This is a genomic window from Psychrobacillus sp. BL-248-WT-3, assembly GCF_012843435.1.
In the GTDB taxonomy this organism is placed as follows: domain Bacteria; phylum Bacillota; class Bacilli; order Bacillales_A; family Planococcaceae; genus Psychrobacillus.
On record NZ_JABAFC010000044.1, the window covers coordinates 1 to 24,409 of the forward strand.

The 24,409-nt window shown below is 38.1% G+C and carries 26 protein-coding genes and 1 riboswitch; of the genes, 20 read left to right on the top strand and 6 right to left on the bottom strand.

Annotation, left to right across the window (positions count from 1 at the left end; translation table 11 throughout):
• The first annotated feature begins 465 nt into the window (after window positions 1-465).
• From HF876_RS16615 to argS, 3 genes are all read left to right on the top strand, one after another.
• The gene (locus HF876_RS16615; protein ID WP_169361169.1) at window positions 466-990 is read left to right on the top strand and encodes a DUF3916 domain-containing protein; all 525 of its coding nucleotides are present in this window, start codon (window positions 466-468) and stop codon (window positions 988-990) included.
• Window positions 991-1,094: 104 nt separating this feature from the next.
• A complete protein-coding gene (locus HF876_RS16620) occupies window positions 1,095-1,514 on the top strand; it encodes a YwiB family protein (protein ID WP_169361170.1) in 420 nt (139 codons plus the stop codon).
• Between the two features lies 1 nt (window position 1,515).
• A complete protein-coding gene (argS, locus tag HF876_RS16625) occupies window positions 1,516-3,183 on the top strand; it encodes an arginine--tRNA ligase (protein ID WP_169361171.1) in 1,668 nt (555 codons plus the stop codon).
• A gap of 136 nt (window positions 3,184-3,319) precedes the next feature.
• Here argS and HF876_RS16630 read toward each other — a convergent pair whose 3' ends face one another.
• The 4 genes from HF876_RS16630 to HF876_RS16645 all read right to left on the bottom strand — a co-directional run bounded on the left by HF876_RS16630 (window position 3,320) and on the right by HF876_RS16645 (window position 7,536).
• On the bottom strand, window positions 3,320-3,511 hold the full coding sequence (locus HF876_RS16630) for a hypothetical protein (protein ID WP_169361172.1): 192 nt from the start codon (window positions 3,509-3,511) through the stop codon (window positions 3,320-3,322).
• Between the two features lie 151 nt (window positions 3,512-3,662).
• Window positions 3,663-4,541, bottom strand: a complete 879-nt coding sequence (locus tag HF876_RS16635; RefSeq protein WP_169361173.1) for an ABC transporter ATP-binding protein — start codon at window positions 4,539-4,541, stop codon at window positions 3,663-3,665.
• Entirely contained in the window at window positions 4,538-7,021 is a 2,484-nt protein-coding gene (locus HF876_RS16640) for a hypothetical protein (protein ID WP_169361174.1), read from the bottom strand. The genes HF876_RS16635 and HF876_RS16640 overlap by 4 nt, the downstream gene beginning before the upstream one ends.
• Window positions 7,022-7,218: 197 nt before the next feature.
• The gene (locus HF876_RS16645) at window positions 7,219-7,536 is read right to left on the bottom strand and encodes a hypothetical protein (RefSeq protein WP_169361175.1); all 318 of its coding nucleotides are present in this window, start codon (window positions 7,534-7,536) and stop codon (window positions 7,219-7,221) included.
• Between the two features lie 466 nt (window positions 7,537-8,002).
• Between HF876_RS16645 and HF876_RS16650 the strand changes: the two genes are divergently transcribed.
• From HF876_RS16650 to HF876_RS16725, 16 genes are all read left to right on the top strand, one after another.
• Window positions 8,003-8,476 (top strand): DUF2975 domain-containing protein, encoded by a 474-nt coding sequence (locus HF876_RS16650; RefSeq protein WP_169361176.1) that lies wholly within the window; start codon window positions 8,003-8,005, stop codon window positions 8,474-8,476.
• Window positions 8,473-8,787, top strand: a complete 315-nt coding sequence (locus tag HF876_RS16655; RefSeq protein WP_169361177.1) for a hypothetical protein — start codon at window positions 8,473-8,475, stop codon at window positions 8,785-8,787. The genes HF876_RS16650 and HF876_RS16655 overlap by 4 nt, the downstream gene beginning before the upstream one ends.
• A 34-nt stretch (window positions 8,788-8,821) precedes the next feature.
• Window positions 8,822-9,448 carry an immunity protein Imm33 domain-containing protein gene (locus HF876_RS16660; RefSeq protein ID WP_169361178.1) on the top strand — a complete coding sequence of 209 codons (627 nt, stop codon included), beginning with the start codon at window positions 8,822-8,824 and terminating at the stop codon, window positions 9,446-9,448.
• 12 nt (window positions 9,449-9,460) lie between these two features.
• Entirely contained in the window at window positions 9,461-10,141 is a 681-nt protein-coding gene (locus HF876_RS16665; RefSeq protein ID WP_169361179.1) for a DUF1963 domain-containing protein, read from the top strand.
• 654 nt (window positions 10,142-10,795) lie between these two features.
• Window positions 10,796-10,937, top strand: a riboswitch (cobalamin riboswitch).
• Between the two features lie 121 nt (window positions 10,938-11,058).
• Window positions 11,059-12,012, top strand: coding sequence for an ABC transporter substrate-binding protein (locus HF876_RS16670; RefSeq protein WP_169361180.1), 954 nt, complete (start codon window positions 11,059-11,061; stop codon window positions 12,010-12,012).
• 4 nt (window positions 12,013-12,016) lie between these two features.
• Window positions 12,017-13,000: a FecCD family ABC transporter permease gene (locus HF876_RS16675; RefSeq protein ID WP_205964153.1), complete on the top strand. Its 984-nt coding sequence runs from the start codon at window positions 12,017-12,019 to the stop codon at window positions 12,998-13,000.
• Window position 13,001: 1 nt separating this feature from the next.
• Complete coding sequence (locus tag HF876_RS16680) at window positions 13,002-14,471, top strand: heme ABC transporter ATP-binding protein (protein ID WP_169361182.1); 1,470 nt, start codon at window positions 13,002-13,004, stop codon at window positions 14,469-14,471.
• 1 nt (window position 14,472) lies between these two features.
• A complete protein-coding gene (gene cbiB, locus HF876_RS16685; protein ID WP_169361183.1) occupies window positions 14,473-15,429 on the top strand; it encodes an adenosylcobinamide-phosphate synthase CbiB in 957 nt (318 codons plus the stop codon).
• Entirely contained in the window at window positions 15,416-16,492 is a 1,077-nt protein-coding gene (locus HF876_RS16690; protein ID WP_169361184.1) for a pyridoxal phosphate-dependent aminotransferase, read from the top strand. The genes cbiB and HF876_RS16690 overlap by 14 nt, the downstream gene beginning before the upstream one ends.
• Complete coding sequence (locus tag HF876_RS16695; RefSeq protein ID WP_169361185.1) at window positions 16,465-16,995, top strand: bifunctional adenosylcobinamide kinase/adenosylcobinamide-phosphate guanylyltransferase; 531 nt, start codon at window positions 16,465-16,467, stop codon at window positions 16,993-16,995. Before HF876_RS16690 ends, HF876_RS16695 begins: the two co-directional genes overlap by 28 nt.
• Window positions 16,996-17,004: 9 nt before the next feature.
• Window positions 17,005-17,754: an adenosylcobinamide-GDP ribazoletransferase gene (cobS, locus tag HF876_RS16700; RefSeq protein ID WP_205964152.1), complete on the top strand. Its 750-nt coding sequence runs from the start codon at window positions 17,005-17,007 to the stop codon at window positions 17,752-17,754.
• On the top strand, window positions 17,724-18,323 hold the full coding sequence (locus HF876_RS16705) for a histidine phosphatase family protein (RefSeq protein ID WP_169361187.1): 600 nt from the start codon (window positions 17,724-17,726) through the stop codon (window positions 18,321-18,323). Before cobS ends, HF876_RS16705 begins: the two co-directional genes overlap by 31 nt.
• Complete coding sequence (locus HF876_RS16710; RefSeq protein WP_169361188.1) at window positions 18,275-18,679, top strand: bifunctional adenosylcobinamide kinase/adenosylcobinamide-phosphate guanylyltransferase; 405 nt, start codon at window positions 18,275-18,277, stop codon at window positions 18,677-18,679. Before HF876_RS16705 ends, HF876_RS16710 begins: the two co-directional genes overlap by 49 nt.
• Window positions 18,663-19,253, top strand: coding sequence for a cob(I)yrinic acid a,c-diamide adenosyltransferase (locus HF876_RS16715; protein ID WP_169361189.1), 591 nt, complete (start codon window positions 18,663-18,665; stop codon window positions 19,251-19,253). Before HF876_RS16710 ends, HF876_RS16715 begins: the two co-directional genes overlap by 17 nt.
• A 5-nt stretch (window positions 19,254-19,258) precedes the next feature.
• Window positions 19,259-19,741, top strand: coding sequence for an ECF transporter S component (locus tag HF876_RS16720; protein WP_169361190.1), 483 nt, complete (start codon window positions 19,259-19,261; stop codon window positions 19,739-19,741).
• On the top strand, window positions 19,734-20,396 hold the full coding sequence (locus tag HF876_RS16725) for a hypothetical protein (RefSeq protein WP_169361191.1): 663 nt from the start codon (window positions 19,734-19,736) through the stop codon (window positions 20,394-20,396). Before HF876_RS16720 ends, HF876_RS16725 begins: the two co-directional genes overlap by 8 nt.
• A gap of 61 nt (window positions 20,397-20,457) precedes the next feature.
• Here HF876_RS16725 and HF876_RS16730 read toward each other — a convergent pair whose 3' ends face one another.
• A complete protein-coding gene (locus HF876_RS16730) occupies window positions 20,458-20,832 on the bottom strand; it encodes a hotdog family protein (protein ID WP_169361192.1) in 375 nt (124 codons plus the stop codon).
• Between the two features lie 295 nt (window positions 20,833-21,127).
• Here HF876_RS16730 and HF876_RS16735 point away from each other — a divergent pair, with 295 nt between their 5' ends.
• Window positions 21,128-23,182: a bifunctional diguanylate cyclase/phosphodiesterase gene (locus HF876_RS16735; RefSeq protein WP_169361193.1), complete on the top strand. Its 2,055-nt coding sequence runs from the start codon at window positions 21,128-21,130 to the stop codon at window positions 23,180-23,182.
• Between the two features lie 104 nt (window positions 23,183-23,286).
• Here the strand turns inward: HF876_RS16735 and HF876_RS16740 are convergent, their stop codons facing one another.
• A complete protein-coding gene (locus HF876_RS16740) occupies window positions 23,287-23,937 on the bottom strand; it encodes an HAD hydrolase-like protein (RefSeq protein WP_169361194.1) in 651 nt (216 codons plus the stop codon).
• Window positions 23,938-24,409: the final 472 nt, after the last annotated feature.

Sequence of the window (24,409 nt, forward strand, 5' to 3'; positions counted from 1 at the left end):
TGAACGAAGTGAAGCGGAAGCCAAACAGCCAACACTGCATCGAAGCTCATAAGAGAAATGCTACTAGGATGGGTTAAATAGAAAGTGGTCTCTAATGTTCTGCGGAGCTGAACGAAGTGAAGCGGAAGCCAAACAGCCAACACTGCATCGAAGCTCATAAGAGAAATGCTACTAGGATGGGTTAAGTAGAAAGTGGTCTCTAATGTTCTGCGACGAGCAATGCGCAGGTAAATGCCCAGTCCTATGTAATAAAAAGTTGAATTAGATAAGCTCTTAAAATTTTACAACCAGTAAAATTTTAAGAGCTTTTTTAGGATATTATCTAAAACAATGAAGTGAACATAAAAGTCTGAGCAGAAGAATAGATAAAGTAATACAATGGGCTTGTAGATATTTCCAAAATCATTTCTTACTTGTAATTAAAAAGGTGAACCGAATGAATAGAAAAAAAGAGAGGAGTCAAACATGTCTAATAAGAAACAAAGAGGAATAAGAAGAAAAACTAGAAATATGATAAAAAGAATTTTGGAGGAAACCTCGGAATTTCCCTCGGACTTTTATAATGGGTATTGGCATCTCCATTTACCAACTTCAGAAGGGTTTATCGATTCAAACAGAACGCCCATAGGAGTAAAGAAGACCTGTGTTCAAACCTTATTGAAACAGGCTGTTCATTTAATTGAAAAGAAGTCAAATTCTTTAGGGTACTATCGAGTAGTTGTTTATATTGATTTTAAAGCATTATTTGATGCTCAAATCATAGTGTTTGCGGAAGAATTATACTTCAAACAGTTCTTTAATCGAAACAATGATTCTCAAAAATGGCTTCCTTTGAGCAAAGAAAAAAGCCACCCTTGGAGATTAGATATTCCACAAAATATGAAAACATTAGGCTTTGAAGAAAGCATAAGAGACGAAGCTGGAAATGCTTATAAAAAAGATATCTGGTTTATAGGTGAATTAGAAGAAATTTTGGATGGCTTACGTTAGAAATAGAGAGAAACGTTGTAACTTAAGCTGTTTTTAAGCTATAATATGAAGGTTATATTTTTACATAAATAAATTATTATAAAATGCTTTAAAGGATGAAGTCCATGTCTGAACCATTAAAAAAACAAGTTACTGTTCGGTTGCGATCAACAATCCAACACCCGAAGTCTAAAAAAGAATCCTTTGACATTCGTACATCTGGCGTTCTAACCTTAAAGGGAGAGCAGCCTTATTTAGTTTATGAGGAAGTACAGAACGAAAAGGTAGTTCGAACAACAGTAAAATTAAATGCTGAATCTGCGTTAATACTTAGAAGTGGTGGTGTCAAAATGCGCCTGCCATTTCAAAGAGGAGAACAGCAGACCGGTAGCTATGACACAGGCTACGGCACATTCATGATTACAACCAATACAAAGAAATTGCAATTCACAGATGGTCAATTCCTAGTACATTATGAGCTTATAGTGGACGAAGAAGTGGTCGGTACATATAAATTAGAACTAACATATACGGAGGCGGAATAAAATGAATGCAGTAGAAAAAGTCCAACAATCCATTAAGGAAGCTTTGCAGCAAGCAATCCTTAAAGCAGAGCTTGTAACCGAGGAGCAACTGCCATCAGTTCATCTTGAGACACCAAAAGATAAAGCAAATGGTGACTATGCAACAAACATTGCTATGCAATTAACTAAAATTGCGAAGAAAAACCCTCGTCAAATCGCAGAGGCAATTATTGAAAACCTTAATATGGACGGAACAATGATGGAGAAAGTAGACATCGCTGGACCAGGCTTCATGAACATTACTGTACGTAAAGATTACTTGCAGGATGTAGTAAAAGCAGTACTTTCAGAAAAAGAAAATTACGGCCGCACAACATCTGGTGGTAACGAAAAAATTCAAGTAGAATTCGTTTCTGCCAACCCAACAGGTGATTTACATTTAGGACATGCACGTGGAGCTTCTGTTGGAGATTCCTTATGTAACGTATTAGACTTTGCTGGCTACGATGTTTCTCGTGAATATTATATAAACGATGCAGGAAATCAAATCAATAACTTAGCCGTTTCTATTGAAGTGCGTTATTTTGAAGCATTAGGTATGGAAAAGGATATGCCTGAAGATGGATATCGTGGTCAAGATATTATTGATATTGCTGCTGACATTGCAAAAGAACATGGAGACAAATTTGTTCATATGTCTGATGAGGAGCGTTTCCAAGCATTCCGTACTCACGGGTTAAAGGTAGAATTGGCGAAGCTTCAAAAGGATTTAGCAGACTTCCGTGTTAACTTTGATAACTGGTTCTCTGAAACTTCCTTATATGAAGGCGGTAAAATTGATATTGCGTTAAACAAATTACGTGAAAATGGTCATATTTTTGAAGAAGAGGGGGCAACTTGGTTACGCTCTACTACATTCGGAGATGACAAGGATCGTGTACTTATCAAAAGTGACGGCTCCTTCACGTATTTATTACCGGACATCGCTTATCATGAGAATAAGCTAGCTCGTGGCTTCGATCAGCTTATTAATATTTGGGGAGCAGACCATCACGGATATATCCCACGTATGAAAGCTGCGTTTGAAGCACTTGGATATAACCGTGAAAAACTAGAAGTATCTGTTATTCAAATGGTTCAGTTATATAAAGACGGCGAAAAGATGAAAATGAGTAAGCGTACGGGTAAAGCGGTAACGATGCGTGAGCTTGTAGAAGAAGTAGGACTAGACGCAGTTCGTTATTTCTTCGGTATGCGTTCAGGTGACTCTCACATGGACTTTGACTTAGATTTGGCTGTTTCCCAATCAAATGAAAACCCAGTATATTATGCACAATACGCACATGCTCGCATTTGCTCTATTTTACGCTCAGCAGAAACACAAGGTATGAAGGCTACTACTGATTCCTTGGATTTACTGCAAAGTGAAAAAGAATTAGATTTATTGAAAAAAATTGGTGACTTCCCACAAGTGGTAGCAGACGCTGCAAAACTTCGTGCACCTCACCGAGTTGCAACCTATATTCAAGAGCTTGCAGCAACATTCCATAGCTTCTACAATGCAGACAAAGTATTAAATGCAGACAATATGCCACTTTCAGAGGCACGTCTAGCATTAGTGACATCTGCACGTCAAACGATTGCAAATGCATTGAAACTAATTGGTGTATCTGCTCCAGAAAAAATGTAATTAAACCTCTAAAGGCATTAAGAATTCGCTTCTTAATGCCTTTTTTATGCTATGTTAAAGTTAATGGTTGATAAGTATAGAAATTGAGCTTGAGGAAGCATTGCCAAGCTCATTTTATATTTCTTAACGCACCCCGTTACTTTAAGAAGATATTATCTTGCTTCATTGAGCCCTTGATAAAAAAACCTGTAGTTAAAACAATAATACCTATAATACCTCCGATAAATTCAGCAATATAAAAATCTCCATCTCGCACCAAACGAATCAAAAATCCTCCACCAAAAATAATGGTAATAATGCCCCCAAAAAATAATAGAAAATACTTCAAATTATTACCTCCTCTTTTCTTTTTAGTTAACGTTCCCATTCTGTATATATTCACATAATAAATGATTTAGGAAATATACTCCAAGCTCATTTTATGCTAAAGCTTTTACTTACCTGTATGACCGTTAATATAATCAAGCAATAGGTAGGGGCTACACCTCGTAAAAATGCTTATACCTTTCCTCCAGATTAGGCTTCCTTTGGTTGACGGATAGAATTTGTACTTTATTCTTTAGTAGCCACTCCAAATATTCTCCTACATCATGATTTTGATCTGTAATAATTCGGTTTTCCCACACCTGATAAGGTAATGAACTGTCGGTCATCAGCTTTTCTAACACGGTATCCTTGGGAACTAAAACTTCAATTTGATAAGGGAGATTTACTACTAATGTTTTGTCGTCTTTAAACAATGTTCCGTCTTTGATAAACCATATTTTTTTCGTCAGATCCTCCAAAATATCCAGGTTATGTGTGGAAATGAGAAAGCTAATTCCTTGCGCATGTAAGGTGCGAATCAGCTCCTTCAATTCGATCGTACTTGTAGGGTCCAGTCCATTAAAAGGTTCATCCATTAAAATGACAGAAGGCTTTGTTAGAATGCATAATGCAATAAGTAAATGCTGTCTCATCCCGAACGAGTAGGATTTTACGGGCTGGTCGACATAGGATCGAATTCCAATTTGCTCAATAACTTCTTCAATTGCCGTTTTCTCCAACCTATAGATGTTTGCAACAAATGCTAAATGGTCGAATCCAGTTAGCTGCATATATAAATAGTTATCGCTCGGTAAGAAGGTAACGTGTTTATAAAAGTCAGGACTCTGATTAGAGACGTTTTTGACCTTCACCGTTCCATATTCAAACTCTTCAATTGCTAGAATGGATCGTAAAAGAGTGGATTTACCTGCTCCATTTGGGCCTACTAGACCGATAACATCGCCTTCATAAATTTCAAATGAAATATCTCGCAAAACAATTTTTTTCCCATACTTTTTTCTAAGCTGGCGAACTTCTAATACTGACATCATGACACCCTCTTCCTTCTTGGTATGAAGCCTATTAGGAACAATAGCAAACCACTAAGTAACAGAATCATCGACCCATTACGGAAATTGACGGAGGACGAGCTCGCTAATACGGATTTCCAGCCATCTACAATGTTCCATGTATCAAAATAAACAAATGGATTAAGATACATAAAGGAAGTAGTAATGTATTGATTTGCGAAGTAATAACCCAATACGGAAACTAATAATGTGATAACTAAAGAAACATAATAGTTTTTAATCCATCTCCCAATTAAACTAAATAAGCTGTTCAGAAAGAAAATTTGGGCAACGATAAGAAATCCACTTTTAACGAGTAACACTAGTAAACTCTCAAAGTAAAAATAACTATTATCGACAGGAGAAAAAAACGTATTTTCGCTCGCATTTTTAAGAGCATAAACTAAAATCGGATAGTCCGGTTCACCGAATCCACCTATAATTGAACTGACAATAAATGTAATTCCTCCGCTAATTAGAATTGCCCCATAAGCAATTAATAGATTGTAGGCCCATTTGCTTGCATAAATAGATTGGAAAGTAATGGGCTTGGTAGCCAAAAAATGAATGGATGATGTTGGTCGCTGTTCCTCGGAAAGACATGTCCATAGCAGAAGTATAAACACACATAAGACCACCAACATTATGTTCCAATCTAAAAATTTATACATAGTGAACAAGCTACTATTTCCATATTTCGTGTTTCTTTCTTGAGATGATTTTAGTAAGGTGTAGTGTTCGTTACCTAAAGCATAACTAGGATCATTGAAATGAGAAATCCACTGATACCCGATCGGCCATGGTGTAATATTTTTCTTATCTAATATATGCTGTTGCTCCTCAGAAGCCATTACAGTAACGTTCCACATGGGTGAATCTAACTCTTTATAGGATTGGTCGGGCTTCGTAATTTCATTATATTTTTGAGCGAAATCTTTCGAACCAATATTATATTTTAACTCATCCAATACGTTGTATTCGTTTTCAGCGTGTCTAATCATCATGGTGAATGGGTTTTCCTCGGGAAAGTCTGTCGTCCCGTCTCCTGAATCCTCCGACATGCGATTCGCTTCAACTTCTCTATTAAAATCCTCTTCATGGACCCTCCACTGTACTTGTTCTTCAATAAGGAGGTTTTGTAAATCTTCCATAACATTCAAGTATATGGTTGGCAGCTTTTGATAGGTTTGATTGACGATAATAAATGTACTACCGATAATCCCAGTTAACAGAATAATGGTAAGCAACACATGACCTTTGCGCTTCTTTTTAATATGTTCAAATTGAAGCAACTGCATCCTCCCCTCTAGTTTCGGATAAAATCGCTTGCGAGCATAAGCAGGGAGGGGGGAGGTGAATACCACATTCTTCGATTTAAATACCGGAAAGCATGCAAGTATACCTAGAATGAGCAAGAGGAGCATTCCAGTTAAATACGTTACAAAACGATTGGTAGGTAGTAAATGCATCTCATAAGAAACAATTAGATGGATAGGATTAAACATATGAAATCCAAATAGAACAGAACAAATATAGCCACACACGACCAGGACGGTAATGATTGCTAAAAGTACACTAAATGAAAGCCGCTGTTTAAACAAACATATTGCAATCGTCAGCATAAGTGCCACAAAAATTGCCCAACCAATTGGTAGGAAGAGTAGCCATTTCCATACTGGCACCATAACTGTTCCTGCACCAATAAGCATATCTATTGGATAGTGTATCGTCTCTAAATTCCCAGTCAAAAGAGGTGGCAATAAGGTAAAGAATGCTACTAAAATCGTATATACAATCACAAGCATTAAAAAAGGTATGAGATACCCGTAATAGATTGCTGTATTTGAAAGTGAGTTAACTTTAAAGAACTCGAACGTCCTATTTTGTTCATCCGAAATAATTTTATAAATGAAGATGAGAAAAAATAGAAATGCAGTAAAGGGACTGAATAATAGCTGGAATAACTGCTTAGAAAATAGTGCTGTATTAAAAGGGGTCTCTTGTTCCGTAAAAGGTAGGCCTTGTTTCGTTAATGCGGCTGCTTTTTGTTGCTCAACTTTTAAAACCTCAGGATTAATATAACTTATAAAGTCATAGCTTTCATACTCACTATATGCTTTTAAGTAGGCGAGGTTTTCGTTGGAAATATTTAAATCTCCTCGAGTCAGCTTAGTTGATATTTCTTTTAAATACACTTCTTGGATGAGTAAACTGTCTAGTGCTAGTTGTTGTTCCTCGGTTAAGCCTAAATCCTTTTTTTTATTTAATAGGCTACCAATGATAAAATTAATGGTTTCCTTTCGATCATTAAATGTGTCTTGTAGCTCTTGTTGAGTTGTTCCGGATTCATTACTATTAATAGCCATCAAAGAAACGATAAATAGAATGATAATAAAAGGTACCAATAATATGTATTTACTTTTTAAGATTCCTTTCATAACGAAACTTATAACTTCTCTCATGAGTTCCCCCCTGAAAAACAGACGTAGATTGTTCCACTTCCTCTTTATATATGATTATATGCTTGTAGAATCGAGCATATTTTCTAGAAAAAGAAAACATCCCTTTAAATAGTGAAACTTACAGAGAACTGCAGAGTTAAACAACTACGTAAAGGGATGATTTCTAAGAAAGCCTTTATTTTAACTATTCTATCTTCCTATTTATCAAGTTCACGTGATACTGGTGCGTAAGGACCTGTTTTAATGTATCCTGAGAAAAATGAGTAGTTTCCAGAGCCGTCTGCAAAACCTCTATTATAAATATACCCAGAATACGTTTTACCATTTCTAGTTTCAGTTACCCACATAGATTGATCTCTAGTAAAACGAACCGTTCTTGAAACAAAAATTTGTTCTGAAGATACATCAACTTTTGTTTCTTTACTTTCAGTGGCTTGTACATTTTCTGCTTGGGCTGTGAATCCAAAACTTAAAGCAATTACAAAACTTAACAATAATATTTTAAATTTCTTCATAAAGTATATTCCTCCGTATCAAATTTTATTTTTTTAGAAAACAAAATACTTAGGAAGAAAATCGGCCGATTATTCTTACAATTCAATCTTTTCATATTATGATAACCTTGTCCAGCTCTTTTTGTTACACACTTTCTTAGAGGAAATGCCCATTTTTAGTATGTTTTCAAGAGTAACTTGTGTAAGTAATTATAAATATTTTTTGAAATTTTCAAATGTGAGATCAGTCCACATTGCCTTTTAAAAGACGAAACTAGATTAAAATCCATAATTCTATAATGCAGAAAAAGTGCTAAATGCAGCAAATGGATCTCTTTCAGGAATAAAGACATTTAAAAACTTTCAGAATTCTATTCTGGTTCTTTTGTTATCCTAGAGTATTAATATATTTTATTTACAATAGTATTTATTCTAAAACAATCAAATATGTAATATAATGTAAATTATTAATGAGGGAGGTGCTTTTATGGAAAAAGGAATTCTATTGTTTTTAAAGTTAGCTATTGTTTTAATGGGAATCCCAGTTCTTGCTTTATGTATATTTCTAGTACCTGAAATAGCAAGCTTTGTAGTAGAATTATATCCTGAATATGCTTATTTGAAATACCTAGTTTATATCGATTTGTATGCAACAGCTATTCCTTTTTACTTTGCTCTATACCAAGCACTAAAGCTTTTAAATTATATAGGTCATCATAATACCTTCTCTGAACCTTCAGTAAGAGCCTTGAAGAAAATAAAATACTGTGGATTAGCTATTAGCTCTTTATACGTTTTAGGTATGCCAATATTCTTTCTTATGGCAGATAAGGATGATGCGCCTGGAATCATAGGCATCGGACTAGGCATGATTTTTGCTTCCCTTGTAATTGCAGCCTTCGCATCTGTTCTACAAAGACTTCTACAAGAAGCAATGACACGAATGGAACATAACAAATGAAAAGTAGAGGCTTAATTATTGGAATGACTATAATCAGTATTGCTGTCCTTACTTTTTTTCTTTTAAATAGAGCTGATTACCATGGCAAAGTAGGGGATATAACGGATAATAACTTTACCTTATATCCTCTGGAAGTTAACCCTGAATACGAGCATTTTACTCCTAAAGTTCATATCTCTAATTTCACCAAAATAACAGGTAAAATAAATAACATGCGGAGCTTAAAAGAAGGACAAGAAGTGGAAATATGGGCTGTGGAAAAGGAAGAAAAGATAGTTGCAAAAAAAATTAAGGTATTGAAAGACTCGTAAAAATTATGTTAAAACTGTTCAAGGAGAAGATATAATGTCATGGTACTTAGAGAGTGTTTATAAGAGAAATAAAGAAGCGCCCTATACTTTTTATATTCCTAGCCAGGAAGTAATTGATATTTTAAGAATAGGAGATATGGTCAAATTAATTTTCGTATTCGAGACTAGAGCAGACGGGTATGCTGGTGAAAGAATGTGGGTGAAAATTACCCATAGGGATATGGAAAACTTTAAGGGAGTTCTTTCAAACGACCCATTCAATATAAGTGAATTAAAAATTGGACAAGAAATTTCATTTCGTGCAGAGCATATATGTGACACTGAGTATAATGATCCAAATGCTTCTAAATGGGATTATTATTTTGATACGAAAATAATTGTAAGCAACGATGTTTTAGAGAGAAATGAATTTAATTTTATGTTAAAAGACGATCCAAAAGATGGTCAAGATTCTGGTTGGTCTGTTTTAAGTGGTTACGAAGACGATAGATTTTTAAGTAATTCTGATAATTTCCAGTATATATCCATAGGTGTAATTTTAAATATAGATGACTCTGTTCTATCTTTTATTGATGAGCCACCTCTATGTGCATATGAAAGAAATGACCACGGTGTCTTCTATAAAATAGAAGATTACGATTGGGAGTCTTACTTAGCTTAGGAGGGGATTTATATGAACATTGCTCAATTAAAAAAAGTACTATTTAAGCAAGCTACCATTTTTGAGACGGGTGGACATCAACCAACAGAAGAATTAGGAGAGAGCTGGATTGGAAAGGTCATGTGGGGAAAAGAAGAAAATATACCTTCACAGTACGAGCCTTTAAGTACAATTTTTTTAAACAATCTCCCTTACGTACCGGAGGAATTGGAAAATATTCAACTAATCACCATTTATATGGACTTTAATGTATATGATCATTTAAATGATGATAACCTAGCGCCTTTTTTTATTATCAATTGCTATACAAGCTTCAATGGATTACAAAAAATAAATAACCAATCTGCGAGGATAAAGTCTTTTCCGTTACAGCCAAGATTGGTTAAGAACGATACTCCTGCCTGGGATTCTGAAGATATAGAAACGGAAGTCCAAGATGAGATTTTACGTCTTGAATTGGAGGAGGATATTGAATATTACGATGACATCGTGGAGGATATCTATCCTATGCATAAGATCGGTGGGTACCCCACTTATACACAGAGTGGAGTTTCATACGGTGAAGAATATCCATTTGTTTTTCAAATAAGCTCCGATCCGAAGGCACAATTCAATATAGTTGATAGTGGTAGTTTTTATTTTTTCTTTAATCAACGCAAACAAGATTGGATTGTATACTGTGATTTTTATTAATAGCAGGTAAAAAAGTAGTAATGGATTAAAGCTCATTTCAGTAAAAGTTTTTTTATATTATTATTTATCTCAAAATGTTTTGATTCAATTATTCCCTTTGTTTTTAGATATATTAAGAAGATGGAGCGAATTTCAGTTGTACACAACTAAGAGAGGGTGTTCTTTTTGACTGGATGGAAAGAAGAAAATAAACCAAATATCCTGAAAACAGCACGAGAACAATCAAAAGCAACGAAAAAATACTAAAAGAAGTACGAGAAACGATTGAAAAAAACAATGATGAAAACAAAAAATCGCGATGAAAAACTACTATATTAAGCTTTTTTAAGGTTAAAGTTGTGTTTTATATATTATAAAGAAGTCTTTACCAATCAACCATGAACCTTTTCTAATTATTGATTGAAGTTGCAGGCGGAGCGATAAGACCTCACAGCCACGCGCGTAAGCGATGGGTGAGGGCTTATCGCTCCCCCCGCGGAAAGCGTCCGCCAGAGCGGAAATCTATTCTACTTTCCACATTTAAAAGCATATAAACTTCAATATTCTTTATTAATCGTTCGTATTGTTGAAATGTATAAAATGTATGCTTTTTCAAATACCGACTTCAACTCGACAACATCTAAATATAAGGTATAATAAATGCAAGAAACAATAGAATAACATTTGCTTAAAGGTGCTCTAGTTATCGGTTACTAGAGTTAAAAGGGAAGCTGGTTAAAGTCCAGCGCGGTCCCGCCACTGTAAGTGATGCATATGCATCATAAGCCAGAAAACCTGCCTTTACGTACACACCCATTACCTACGCGGATAGGTCTGGTGTAGGTCCGCTTTCGGTTTTTCGTGGCTGATTTATACCTATCTATCTCTCATCCTAGGATGGGGGATTTTTTGTTGTCTATATTTAGGAGGAATAAAGGATGAAGAAACTGTGGTTAATTATTGGAATGACCTTGCTGATTTTAGGTGGTTGTAATGAGCAAGAGACACTTCCAACAGAAAAAGAAAGTAGCCAGGAAATTGGTAACTCAGAAACGGCATTCCCACTTACACTGACGGATGCAGTAGGACAAGAAATTACGCTAGAGGAAGCTCCGACATCCATTATATCTATGATTCCAAGTAACACGGAAATTCTATTTGCTTTAGGGCTAGATGAGGAAATTATCGGTGTGAATGATTATGAGAGCTACCCTAAGGAAGCCTTAGAAAAAGAAAAAATTGGTGGCATGGAGTATAACATTGAAAAAATTATCTCTTTAAGTCCGGATATCGTATTCGCTCATGAATCCATTGTTTCAATGGCAGAATCAGGATTACAGCAGCTTCGAGATGCTGGTGTAAAGGTATTTGTGGTACAGGATGCAAAGGATTTTAACTTAACCTATACAACTATTGAACAAATTGGCCGAGCAACGGGGAAATATGAGGAAGCACAAGCCGTTATAGAGGATATGAAGGCAAAGGTTGACGAAATTCAAGAAAAAGTTGCAAAAGTAGAGACAAAGAAAACCGTATTCGTAGAAACTTCCGATGTACCAGAAATATATACTCCTGGTAATGGGACATTTATGCAAGAAATTTTAACGATGGTCAATGCAGAAAACATTATGGCTGATCAAGATGGCTGGTTTCAAGTTAACCCAGAGGAAATAGTAAGCCGTAACCCAGATGTAATGTTAATCACCTATGACTACGTGGAAGGAATTGTAGAAAAGGTGAAGCAGCGTGATGGCTTTGACACAGTGACTGCCATTCAAAACGATGAGGTGGTACAAGTGGATGAGGATGCAACGAGTCGTCCAGGTCCACGTTTAGTAGAAGGCCTAGAGGAAGTGGCTAAGGCTATTTATCCGGAGGCATTTAGTGAGTAAATCAATGATCGGTTATACCTTGTCACTGGCTACGTTAATCGTAGCCATTTGGCTAGGTGTGTCGGTCGGATCTGTAAAGGTACCGATCAGTACTTTATGGGATACGGGTACAGATGCGATTGCAACAAATATCGTCTGGAAGATTCGCATGCCGCGAGTTATACTCGCAGGATTAGTCGGAGCATCCCTGGCAATAGCGGGAGCAGCTTTTCAAAGTCTGCTTAAAAATCCGCTAGCCGATCCTTATACATTGGGAGTGTCGTCCGGAGCATCAGTTGGTGCAGTGGCTACACTCTTTTTTGGAATATCAGTACCTTTTTTAGGAATGTTCACCTTGCCTGTTTTCAGTATGGCAGGGGCGTTAATCACTATGCTGATCGTCATATCCTTTGCGAAGCTTGTTGATCGAGCGATGAAAATGGAAACTATTATTTTAACAGGCATTATCTTTAGCTCGTTTCTCGGCTCAGTCATTTCCTTAATGATTGCATTAACAGGGGAAGAGCTGAGACAAATTATCGGTTGGTTACTTGGAAGTGTCTCTATGCGTGGCTGGAGCTATGTTCAAATGGCATTGCCGTTTATAATAATTGGTTCACTTTTATTATGGTTGAACCGTAGGGAGCTAAATGCAATGCTCTTTGGAGAAGAACGGGCACAGCATTTAGGTGTGGAAGTGAAGAAACGTAAAATGATGATTCTAATAGGAGGGTCCATGCTTACCGGGACCGCTGTAGCTGTTTCGGGAACCATTGGATTTGTCGGACTCGTAGTGCCTCATATGACGAGGCTGCTATTTGGCTCCGATAACCGGCATGTTCTTCCCTTAAGCTTCATAAACGGAGCTTCGTTATTAATCATTTGTGACTTGGTGTCACGTACCATTATATCTCCAACAGAGCTACCAATAGGTGTCATCACTGCCTTTATAGGTGCACCAGTATTTGCATTTATCTTCTTCCGACAACGTAAAAAAGGAGCTGCTTAGCATGCTAGAGATCAAAAACATTTCTGGTGGTTACAATCAAAAACTAGTCGTGCATGACGTATCCTTCCAGGTATCTAAAGGAGAGATGCTAGGAATATTAGGTCCAAACGGCAGCGGGAAATCTACCCTTTTAAAATTGATGAGTGGCATACTTACCCCTGCATCAGGAGAAGTATTGATTGAAGGTAAGCAACTAAAATCCTATTCCTCAAAGGAGCTTGCGAAAAGGCTGGCCGTTTTGCCGCAGCTGCACAATCAAGCTTTTTCACATACCGTTCGAGATACGGTTTCACTCGGTCGTTACCCTCACCAGTCGGGCTGGTTTTCAACATGGTCGCAAGAGGACGAGGTAGCGACACAGGAAGCAATGAGGCTGACTGCTATCGACAAATATGAAAAGCATTTACTAGAGCTTCTATCAGGAGGAGAACAGCAGCGGGTGTTTGTAGCACAGGCATTGGCTCAGCAAGCTCCCATATTGCTGTTAGATGAGCCGACCAATCACTTGGATATTGCTCATCAAAAACAACTTCTAGATACGATTAAGACACAAGCAATTGAGAATGGTATTACGGTTATAAGCATTTTTCATGATATTAACCTTGCATCGCTTTACTGTGACAGGCTTTTATTGATGGACCAAGGGAGGATTAAAGTAATTGGAGAACCGCATGAGGTAGTAAAAAAGAGTTTAGTGGAAACGGTTTATGAAGCCAGAGTTAGCACTAGTCCTCATCCAGAACGTCCTAAACCACAAATAACCATTTTGCCAGACGTAAAGGAAAAACAAGACGATAAACCAATTACAGTGTCCAATTTTCAAGTAACGGATGATTATGTTCTCTTCCGAGCAGAAAATCAATTAAAGACGTGGTCATCTGCAGTCATTAATGCAGGAAGTGGCTGGTATAGAAACTTTGTCAATCGAAGAGTGGATGCGAGCTACCATTGTGATAACGTTCAGGAGGAAATGATAGAATACCTTGCTGCCGAAGGATTATCAGAGGCTGATACGGTAGGTATGATGACAGCGGTCAAAACTACGGACGCTATCATAAAAGAGTACAAAACACCTCTTGGTAATCTAGTCGTAATGGTAACTGCGGGGGTTGGAAATGCAGTGGATGTCTCTAGAGCGCATGAGGTTGAAATGTTTCCTTCTGTAGGTACGATCAATACATGGATTGTTATTAATGGAGAGCTAGCAGAGGAGGCATTTATTCAATCTGTTATCACTGCAACGGAGGCTAAAACGAAAGCGATGGCTCACGAACAAGTGATGGATTCAAGAACTGGTACACTTGCGACCGGTACCTCGACAGATAGCGTCCTAATTGCTGCTACACAAAAAGGCACTCCTATTGAATACGCAGGTCCTATAACAGAGATCGGTAAAAAGATTGGGCAAGGCGTATTTGAATGTACAGTGGAGGCTATTCAGATATACAAAAAGGCAAAGGGATGGGTGTAAGATGGCATCTCATATGATAGCAATAGCAATTGGTCTTCTGCTAGATCGATTAATAGGAGATCCTCCTAATTGGCCTCATCCAGTCCGCTGGATCGGCATGCTTATTTCATGGCTAACCAAGCAATTAAACAAAGGTAGTAAGAGGAAGCTTAACGGGCTGATCCTAGTCCTAGTTATAGTGGGCATATCATTTAGCGTTGCTCTAGTGCTTGTAACCGTTGCTTATTCTATTCATATTGTTTTAGGAATTGCGCTAGAAAGTATACTTATTGCTTCTGGCCTCGCCCAAAAAAGCTTGAAGAACGCTGCAATGGATGTATACAAGCCTTTGATAGAGGGGGATTTACCTAATGCAAGGGTTAAGCTTTCATGGATTGTAGGAAGAGACACGGAATATTTGGACGAGGAGGAAATAACTAGAGGGGTAGTAGAAACCGTCTCTGAGAATATAAGTGATGGAGTTACTGCACCTCTATTTTTTGCCTTCTTATTTGGTGCTCCTGGTCTGTGGGCATATAAAGCAATCAATACTTTAGATTCCATGGTTGGCTATAAAAATGAACAGTTCGAGGAGTTTGGTTATACAGCAGCAAAGTTAGATGATGTTGCGAATTATATCCCGAGTCGATTAACTGGGTTGGCCATTATGCTGGGAGGAAGAAAGGAAGCTGACATTCCCTTGAAGGAGAGAATGAAGGGGTGGTGGATGGATGCTAAGAAGCATCCGAGTCCCAATAGCGGCTTTTTAGAAGCAGCCACGGCCTATCAATTAGGCATACAGTTAGGCGGAAGAAATACATATAAAGGAGTCGTTTCCAATCGTGCATTGATGGGAATTCGTAAGGTTCCTTTAAGTGCAAGACATATATTAGGAGCGATTTCCCATTTACACACAGCCGTCTTTCTTTTCTGGTTTGGAATGACGGGGATAGGAGGTTTAATACTTGCCGTTACCTAGCCACGGAGCAAATGCTCACCAATTATATCAACGTCTAAACATTCCAATACCTGAGATGGTCATTGATTTTAGCGAAAATGTGAATCCACTAGGTCCCCCCGATTTTGTGAGGGAGCAGTGGGAATCCTATGCAAATCTAATAACGAAATACCCAGATCCCTATGGAGAGCCATTCCTAAGCGCGGCTGCAATGTATCATGGTGTGAGCTTAAAACAAATACTCATTGGCAATGGTGCAGCTGAGATATTTGCAAGCATTGCCATTCGCTATCAGCATAAAAAAGTAGTGATAATTCATCCGACATTCTCTGAATACGAGGCTACGATCAGACCATATGGGGCAGTAATCAAGGAGATTATAGCAATAAGTTCGCTGCCGATGAATGAGGTGCTTAGCGCCGTAGAAAACGCAGATGTTCTGTATATATGCAGACCAAATAATCCTACAGGCTACCTGGTACCCTTAGAGGAAATCATACAGATAGCGACTGCTGCAAAAAGGCATGATTGTGATTTAGTGTTGGATGAGGCTTTCTTAGATTTTATAGAGGAACAGGAATCTTTTATTCCGTATTTAAGTGATTTTCCTAATGTTATCGTTGTCCGTTCAATGACTAAGATGTATGCAATTCCAGGGCTACGACTTGGCTATGCAGTAGCGGGAAAAGCAACAATAGATGATATTCGTTCAAGGCTGCCTCACTGGAATAGTAATGCATTGGCAACTACGATTGGTGCACAGTGCTTCAAGGAAGAGGAGTATAGACAGCATGCTATTCATTTTGCGCGAAAGGCACGAACGGACTTCACCCAATTTTTAGAGGGGCTTAGTTGTAGAGTGCTACCATCTCAAACAAATTTTCTTTGCTTTCAGCTTCCCGACCCTGTTCAGTCGAATGATTTTTTTGAATATTTACTAGCTAAAGGCTGCGTGCTACGACATACGGAAAACTTTAAAGGACTAGATGGTAATTGGTTTAGAGTAGGGATGAAAAAAGAAGATGACATGCAGCACTTGAAAAAGGAGTTGACCACATGGTTCGAGGAAAGCTTGTCTTTATAACAGGGGGAGTGCGGAGCGGGAAAAGCCACTTTGCGGAGCAATACCTGATGAACGAGCGGGCTCCTCGTAATATATACGTTGCTTCAGGTGTAGCAACAGACAGAGAAATGGAACAAAGAATTGCACATCACCAGAGAGATCGGGAAAATTATCCGGTAAACTGGATTACGATTGAGCAACCGAGATATTTGGAGAAACTAGTGCCAGCAATCAAGGCGACAGATGGAATCCTTTGGGACTGTGTCACGACTTGGCTAGCAAACGAGCTTTATGTTAGTGACATGGAAAAGGTGGAAAAGAGGCTATTTGAAACAATCGACCGATTGTTAGAAAAGGTAAAGGTCATGGTCGTTGTATCCAATGAAGTGCTAGATGAACAACTTTCTAGCTATGAAAGTGTGCTTCTCTATCAGCAGTGGATTGGTCGTATTCATCAAAAGTTAGTTGCTAAAGCGGATGAAGCATACGAAATGGAGTATGGATTAGGACATCAGTGGAAATGAGGTGGAATGATGAATAGCCTGTTATTGGCACTTCAATTCTTTACCATTATTCCGGTTAAAAAAAATCTGCCGATGGAAAAAAGACAAATAACTGGGATGTATACTGTTTTTCCTTTGGTAGGAGCTGGCATTGGAGCAGTAGCTAGTTTGGCTCTCTATTTTGAATGGAGCTCCTTAATGACTGCATTTGTGATTGTCAGTCTGGGAATCCTACTGTCAGGTGGACTCCATATGGACGGTTTTATCGATACTTTAGATGCTTTTTTTTCCTATAGAGATTTAAAAAAGCGAATGGAAATTTTAGATGACCCTCGAGTTGGTGCTTTTGGTGTGATCGCTATTGTTTTATTGATTGTAGGTAAAGTAATCATCATAGCCGAGGTGTTGTCTTCTGAAAGTTTTCATTGGATATTTATAATGATTATTCCTGTTTTATCACGCATAGTTCTTGTGACGCTATTTAGTACTACCGTAAATGCTAAAGAGAGCGGTCTTGCCCATTTCTTTAAGCAAAGGATTCATATTCCACTACTATTACCGTTAACAGCATGCTCATTGTTTATAGCCATTTGTTTAATTGGTCTAACGACGTATTGGCTTATTGCGATTACAATCTTAAGTGTGTTAGTCGTATTTAGCTGTGTATATCGTAGCTGGACGTTAAAGAATTTCGGGGGCATTACGGGTGACTTACTCGGTGCCAGCCTAGAGCTGACGGAGGTTATTTTATGGATGACTTTTTTACTGTTACTCTCATAAGACATCTTCCGACGAAAGGGAATGTTAACAAAAGATATATTGGTTGGACGGATGAGCCCATTATTTCTGATCTTAAGACCGTCCGAAAAATAGGGAAAGCTACAGAAGTGTTTGGGAGTGATTTACTTCGATGCCGCCAGACTGCCAATATAATTTTTGGAGATATTCCATATATTGAAAGTACTAATCTCAGAGAGTGCTCCTTTGGTAGCTGGGAAGAAAAAACATACGAGGAATTAAAGCATGAAGCAAAGTACCAGGCGTGGCTAGACGATTATGAATGTATTGCCCCACCAGGAGGGGAATCTCTACGACAGCTAGAAGTAAGGGTGACAAGTGGGTTTTGTGATGTTATAACTAGCTCTAATCATCCAATTATAATTACTCACGGTGGGCCTATTCGAGCATTGTTAAGTAAATTTGTAAATGACTCTAAAAAGTTTTGGGATTGGGATGTGCCCCATGGAAGCATGTATACACTGTGTTGGAAAGATAGACAAGAAGTACTGGAGGGAAAGCATTGCACGTCATATTCGGTGGAGCATTTAATGGAAAAAGAGCTTTTGTAGAAAAAAAGCTAGCTGGACGTCATGTTCAATGGATTGATGCAGGTGAAGAACTTCCTACTACATTATTTCTCGATAAAGAAATACTGGTGATAACAGGATTTGAGACCCTACAACAAGATCAGCTAAATATATGGTTTACGCATTTAAAGAAATGGGATGCGGAAAAAGAGGTTTATGTGATTGCTAATGAAATCGGAAGAGGGATTGTTCCGATGGAGGCTAGTATGCGGAAGCTTAGGGATGATGTGGGAAGATTTTATCAGCAGCTTTTTGCTGTTGCAGAGAGTGTTACACGTATTTGGTATGGTATTCCACAAACTATAAAGGGAGATGTTCACAATGAAAATTTACACTAAAACAGGTGACAAGGGACAAACAGGATTAATCGGAGGCAGAACGGATAAAGACGATATTCGAGTAGAGGCATACGGAACAATTGACGAAGTAAACTCATTTATAGGAAAAGCAGTGACAGAGCTAGACCCAACTAAATTTGCAGATCTTCTAGAGGATTTGGAAACGATTCAGCACGAGCTATTTGACTGTGGTGGTGATTTAGCAAACGTTTCTAATCGTAGAATCTATAAAATGACCGATGAGGCAATCGAGGCAATGGAAAAACGCATTGATGTATTAGTAGAAGAAGGTCCAGTATTAGAGCGATTTATCCTTCCGGGAGGAACTCCAGCTGCAGCGACTCTTCATATTGCGCGTACCATTACTCGTCGTGCAGAGCGATTAACTGTAACGTTATCTAAAACGCAAGAGGATGTACCTTCCGTTGTACAGCGTTACTTAAATCGTTTATCGGATTATTTATTTGCAGCAGCTCGTGTGGCAAACGTGCGGGAAAACGTAAGTGACGTTGAATACGTAAGAAGCGCAAAAGTGTTTAAAAACGTTGGAAGCGAGAAAAAAGAAGGGGAGTAATCTATATGAAGCTTCGACTATTAACACTTGCAGCCATGTTCGCAGCTCTTTGTGCAATTGGAGCGTTGATCAAGATTCCAGTGGGGATTGGAAGTGCGGCACTAGATACAGTGCCTGCACTTATTTCCGCTCTTTTTTTACCGCCAATATACGCAGGAGCGGCTTCTCTAGTAGGTCATCTAGTCTCATCCTTATCAGCTGGGTTCCCACTAGGTCCATTACATATAATCATAGCCCTGGAGATGTTTGTCATTCTATTTGTTTTTACAAAGCTCCATCAAAAGGGATATCACTTTTGGAAATGGGTTTTCTTTATCTTTGCTAATAGTGTATTAGCAACCTTACCTTTCTACTGGATTATTTCACCTGCGTTCTTCATAGGTGCTTTACCGGGTATCACGCTGGCAACTATACTTAATGCTTCCATTGCTATGATTGTGTCTCCTGTTGTTGAAAAGGTAATGGAACGAGTGAAGACCCATGCGTAATGCTATATTATTGCCAAATGGGATAGTACTAACCACTGATAATTCGGCAGCGATAGGTGAAAAGGAAAACGATGTGGTATCTATATCAGATGAGGTAGTTGCGTACTTTGCCACTCGAGTCTCCATTTTGGAGCAATGGGCAGCTAGTGCCTACCCACAAACGATAGTGGTCCATAATTTTTCAGGGAATGACAGCTGGAACAAGTATATAAAAGGAATAAAGAAATTGTTTAATGAGATTGCAGAGGAATGTCCAACCATTACAGGTAGCAGCGAAACGAATATAGAAACCATGCAATCTGCCGTGGCTATTACGATGCTTGGTCAGCAACAGCTAAAACACGATCAAGATGTTCAATGGTATGCCTACGGAAAGCCATGTGTAGGGGAAGAGGTTATTAAAGAAGCAAACAAAATCGCAGACTTAAAAAAAGTTTGGGAGGCAATGAGGTCTGGATTGGTTCATGCTGTTTGGCCGGTCGGCTCTAAAGGAATAGCAGATGAATGTAAGCAACTAAAGCTCGAGTGCGATATGAAAGGCTGGGAAGTCCAAAAATCTGCAGGTCCAGCAACGACGGTACTAGTAGGTATTAACAGGTCGAGACAGCAGGAAGCGAAACTATACTTTGGCGAATACTTTCAAGCAATCGTTTAGCTTACTTAGCCTTATAAAAAGCAGTCCACTTCCTAGTTGGAACAGACTGCTTTTTTAGTGATTATAATATTACCCCTGAGAAACTTCCTTTTAGCACTAAAGTGTTATGTTGATTGTGGCATCTAAAGGATGCAAAGATAGAAGTTCTTTTCTCTTTCGGTTCTAATTGATCAATCGTGACCTCACAAGTTATTGTATCTCCCGTATATACTGGTTTTAGAAATTCAAAGTCCATATGACGAGCCAATACGTTGTTATCTCCACCCACTTTAGTCGGTAATGTTGCAGTCAGTAATCCTTGAATGACGACTCTCCCTTGAGCATCTAGATTCATATGATGAATACCTTCACCCCCTGAGATCTTTATAAATAATTCCACATCATTTAATGTAAAAGTTCTTTCAAACCTAACTATATCTCCAGCCTTTAAAGACATATAATCTCCCCCTTAAAAGAATATTATATTACTTGTATAGCCAAGTCTTACTGGATGGTATAACTCATAAAATCTAATGGAAATGAAGCTATTTTTCTCGTCTTACGATTTTGGTATCTTTATCACACCCAATTGAGGTATATTAAGAGACCGGTATCACCTTCAAAAGAAAGTTTCCGTAGAGCTTCGAGATGAGTTAATTTGTAGTACTCACTGCCGATAAAAGGAGGGTGATTACTATAGAGACATGGATTTTACGTTTATAGACACGAAAATGTATAAGGAGATCAATTGAATGTTTGAAAATTATTTGGAAGAGGATATGGTCGTCATTCAAGGTGACTATGCTACTTCTGTTGTTATATTGTCCATTTTAATAGCCGTAATAGCTTCATATTCAGCCTTGACGATGAATGGAAGGGCGCAGAGGATTGGGTTTTTTCATCGTAATCTATGGTTAATGTTTGCTTCTATTGCTATGGGATTTGGAATATGGTCTATGCATTTTGTTGGGATGAGCGCATTCTCCTTGCCTGTCCATATGACATACAATGTTACACTGACTGTTTTATCTATTGTGCCAGCAATGGTAGCATCGTTTATTGCCTTTTATTTATCTAACCTGCCGAAAAGAGGGCTTTGGGTTTATATCCTAGCTGGAGTTTCGATGGGAGCTGGTATCTCTACTATGCATTATATGGGAATGTATGCCATGAAAATGGATATCTTTTATTCTTATAACTACTTAATATTTATAGTTTCTATTGGTATATCAGTGGCAATCTCGATGTTAGCCGTCTATATTTTTTCAAACCTGCAACTTTATATGAAAAATCGTTGGATTCAATTATCAACTGCTCTAATTATGGGTTTAGCAGTGTCTAGTATGCATTATACGGGTATGTCAGCAGTCACTTTTTATGTGCCTAGTGATTTTCATGCACACGCACTAGCACATGACATGGGGAATATAGGTGGTTTAGTTATCATTGTCACTGCAGGAATGGCGTTACTGCTTGGTATACTTTTTTTATTGGGTCAAATAGATCGTTATGTGGCGTACCACACGAATCTTTTTGATTCCTTTACAAAACTACCAAACCGGCGACTATTTGAGCAAGATCTTCGAAAGCATTTATTTCCGGAATACTTAATCATATGGCAGCTTCATGGATTAGAGGAGCTCAATAAAGAATATAGTTATCAATTCGTTGATGAAGTGATTAAGCTAACAGCTCAAAGATTTCAAACAATGCGACCTCCATCCTCTGAACTATATAGAATTGAAGAGAACCGCTTCGCTTTTTTGATGAAGGATGTTAAGGAAGGCTCACATGTAAAAGAAGCTATGCAGAGAATTTCTGAATATCTACAAACGCCATTCTTTATTGATGGGGAAAAAACATATCTTTCTTCCGTTTGTGCAGTTGCAGAAGCTAACAATAAAACCGAGGCAGCAACCTTGTATGCTAACGCTTTAGCTGTTATCCGCCACTCCTCTACTAAGTTTGAAAATGAGGTAATTTTCTTTGATCCAGCAATTCACACACATGCTTTTGAGCGTGAGATAGTGGATGGAATTGGTCGTGCCATTAAGATGGGGGAACTGTTCTTAGTCTATCAGCCGAAAGTTTCTCTTAAAGGGAATCAGGTAGAAGGGTTAGAAACCTTACTTAGATGGAACCACCCCATTCATGGGTTACTATCCCCGGCCTTGTTTATTCCTATACTCGAAGCACATAATCGAATGGAGAGAGTTACGGACTGGATAATTGAGGAAGTCTGTAAACAAATCGCAAGTTGGAGGGAAGAGGGGATCTCTTTCGGGCAACTTTCTATTAATATACCTGGAGACTATGTAACCTCACCAAAACTTCTCCAAGTACTACAAGCTAATATGCGGAATTATGAGGTGTTAGCCTCTCAACTGGAGCTTGAAATAACGGAAACGAGCTTTGTCAGAAACATAGAAAAAGCAATCCAAGCTGTCATCGCTTTTCGAAAGGAAGGGCTATCCGTAGCTTTAGATGATTTTGGCACAGGTGTTTCTTCTTTGTCCTATTTAAAAAAAATGCCTATTTCCACGTTAAAGATAGACAAATCTTTTATAGATGAAATTCCGACATCAGAAAAGGATTCATCCATACTTGAAGCAATGATTGGGCTTGGTCAATCGCTAAAACTAACGATTGTGTTTGAAGGTGTAGAAACGAAGGAGCAAATAGAGTTCCTACGAAACACCTGCATCAAGCCGGTTGTACAAGGATATTATTACTCAAAGCCACAATCCAGTGAAGAAATAGTGTTGTGGAATCAAGTCCACTTAGCGACATCTAAAGGATTGGCATAGAAAGCATCGAGTGAGACTCGATGCTTTTTTCAAATTAGGAAAAGATCAGTTTTAGTGGCTAATCGATTCCGCTTTAAAAAGATGGGAGTTATTTCTGAGAAAGGCTAGTTTTTTTTTAACACCTGATGGATATTAGAAAAGCTATCAAGAATATAATCAGCATGAATCAGCTCAGCTTCCTGTGAAAAATCAAATCGTACACCAATAGAGAGTAGATTGTTATCTGAAGCAGCCTTAATATCTGAGGAACGGTCCCCAACTACATACCCTCGCTTTACTCCATTCTCTTTCATAACTAACGACACTAATTCAGATTTATTCCCAGATTTAACTAAATCAATGCTATACATATCCTTTATCCACCTATTCAGAGTGTAATGCTCCATAATTGCCTCTAGATAGGCAGTTTGTCCATTACTTGCAATATACATGGGAAAATCCTTTGCAAGGTCCGCTAGAGTAGATTCTACACCCTCATATAATGCACCTCGATCGTTTTGAATCTGTTCGATAAGAGCCATTTGAAACAATTGATTACTCTCCTCACGAACTGCATCACTATGAGCTGGACATAAAGTTTCCCAAACAACGGGTAAAGGTACCCCCATAATCTCTCTGTAAGTGTCAATCGGAGTCTCGCCGCTCCACAGGCCTTTATTTCGTAGTTGCTCAAAAGTAGCCTCAAGAGCAGGCTCTAATATTAGGTTTGTTTGAAACAATGTTCCATCCATATCAAAAATAATTGCTGTATCCATTGGAACACATCCTTCCGTTTAGTATTGATTACTAATCATTATCATTTCACCTTTATAATGACGCCGATTAGCATTGCCAAGATGCTTAATAGGTTAGGTCATCTAAAGCGTTATATTCGGAGTAGCGCCTATAAGTAATACACCATTAAGATTAAATCTGATTAATGTGAGGGGGGCCTCTTTTATGGGCCACTTCTTCTAGGTTTATGGGACGTTTCTTATAAGGTTATGGGACACATTATACCTTTAATGGGCGCTTTGAGAGTTTATGGGCCATATCAAAACTTTTATGGGTCACTTCTTCTAGGTTTATGGGATGTTTCCTTTAAGGTTATGGGACATATAAGACTTTTACGGGCGCTTTCTGAGTTTATGGGCCATTTCAAGACTTTTATGGGTCACTTCTTCTAGATTTATGGGACGTTTCTTATAAGGTTATGGGACACATTAAAGACTTTTACGGGCGCTTTCT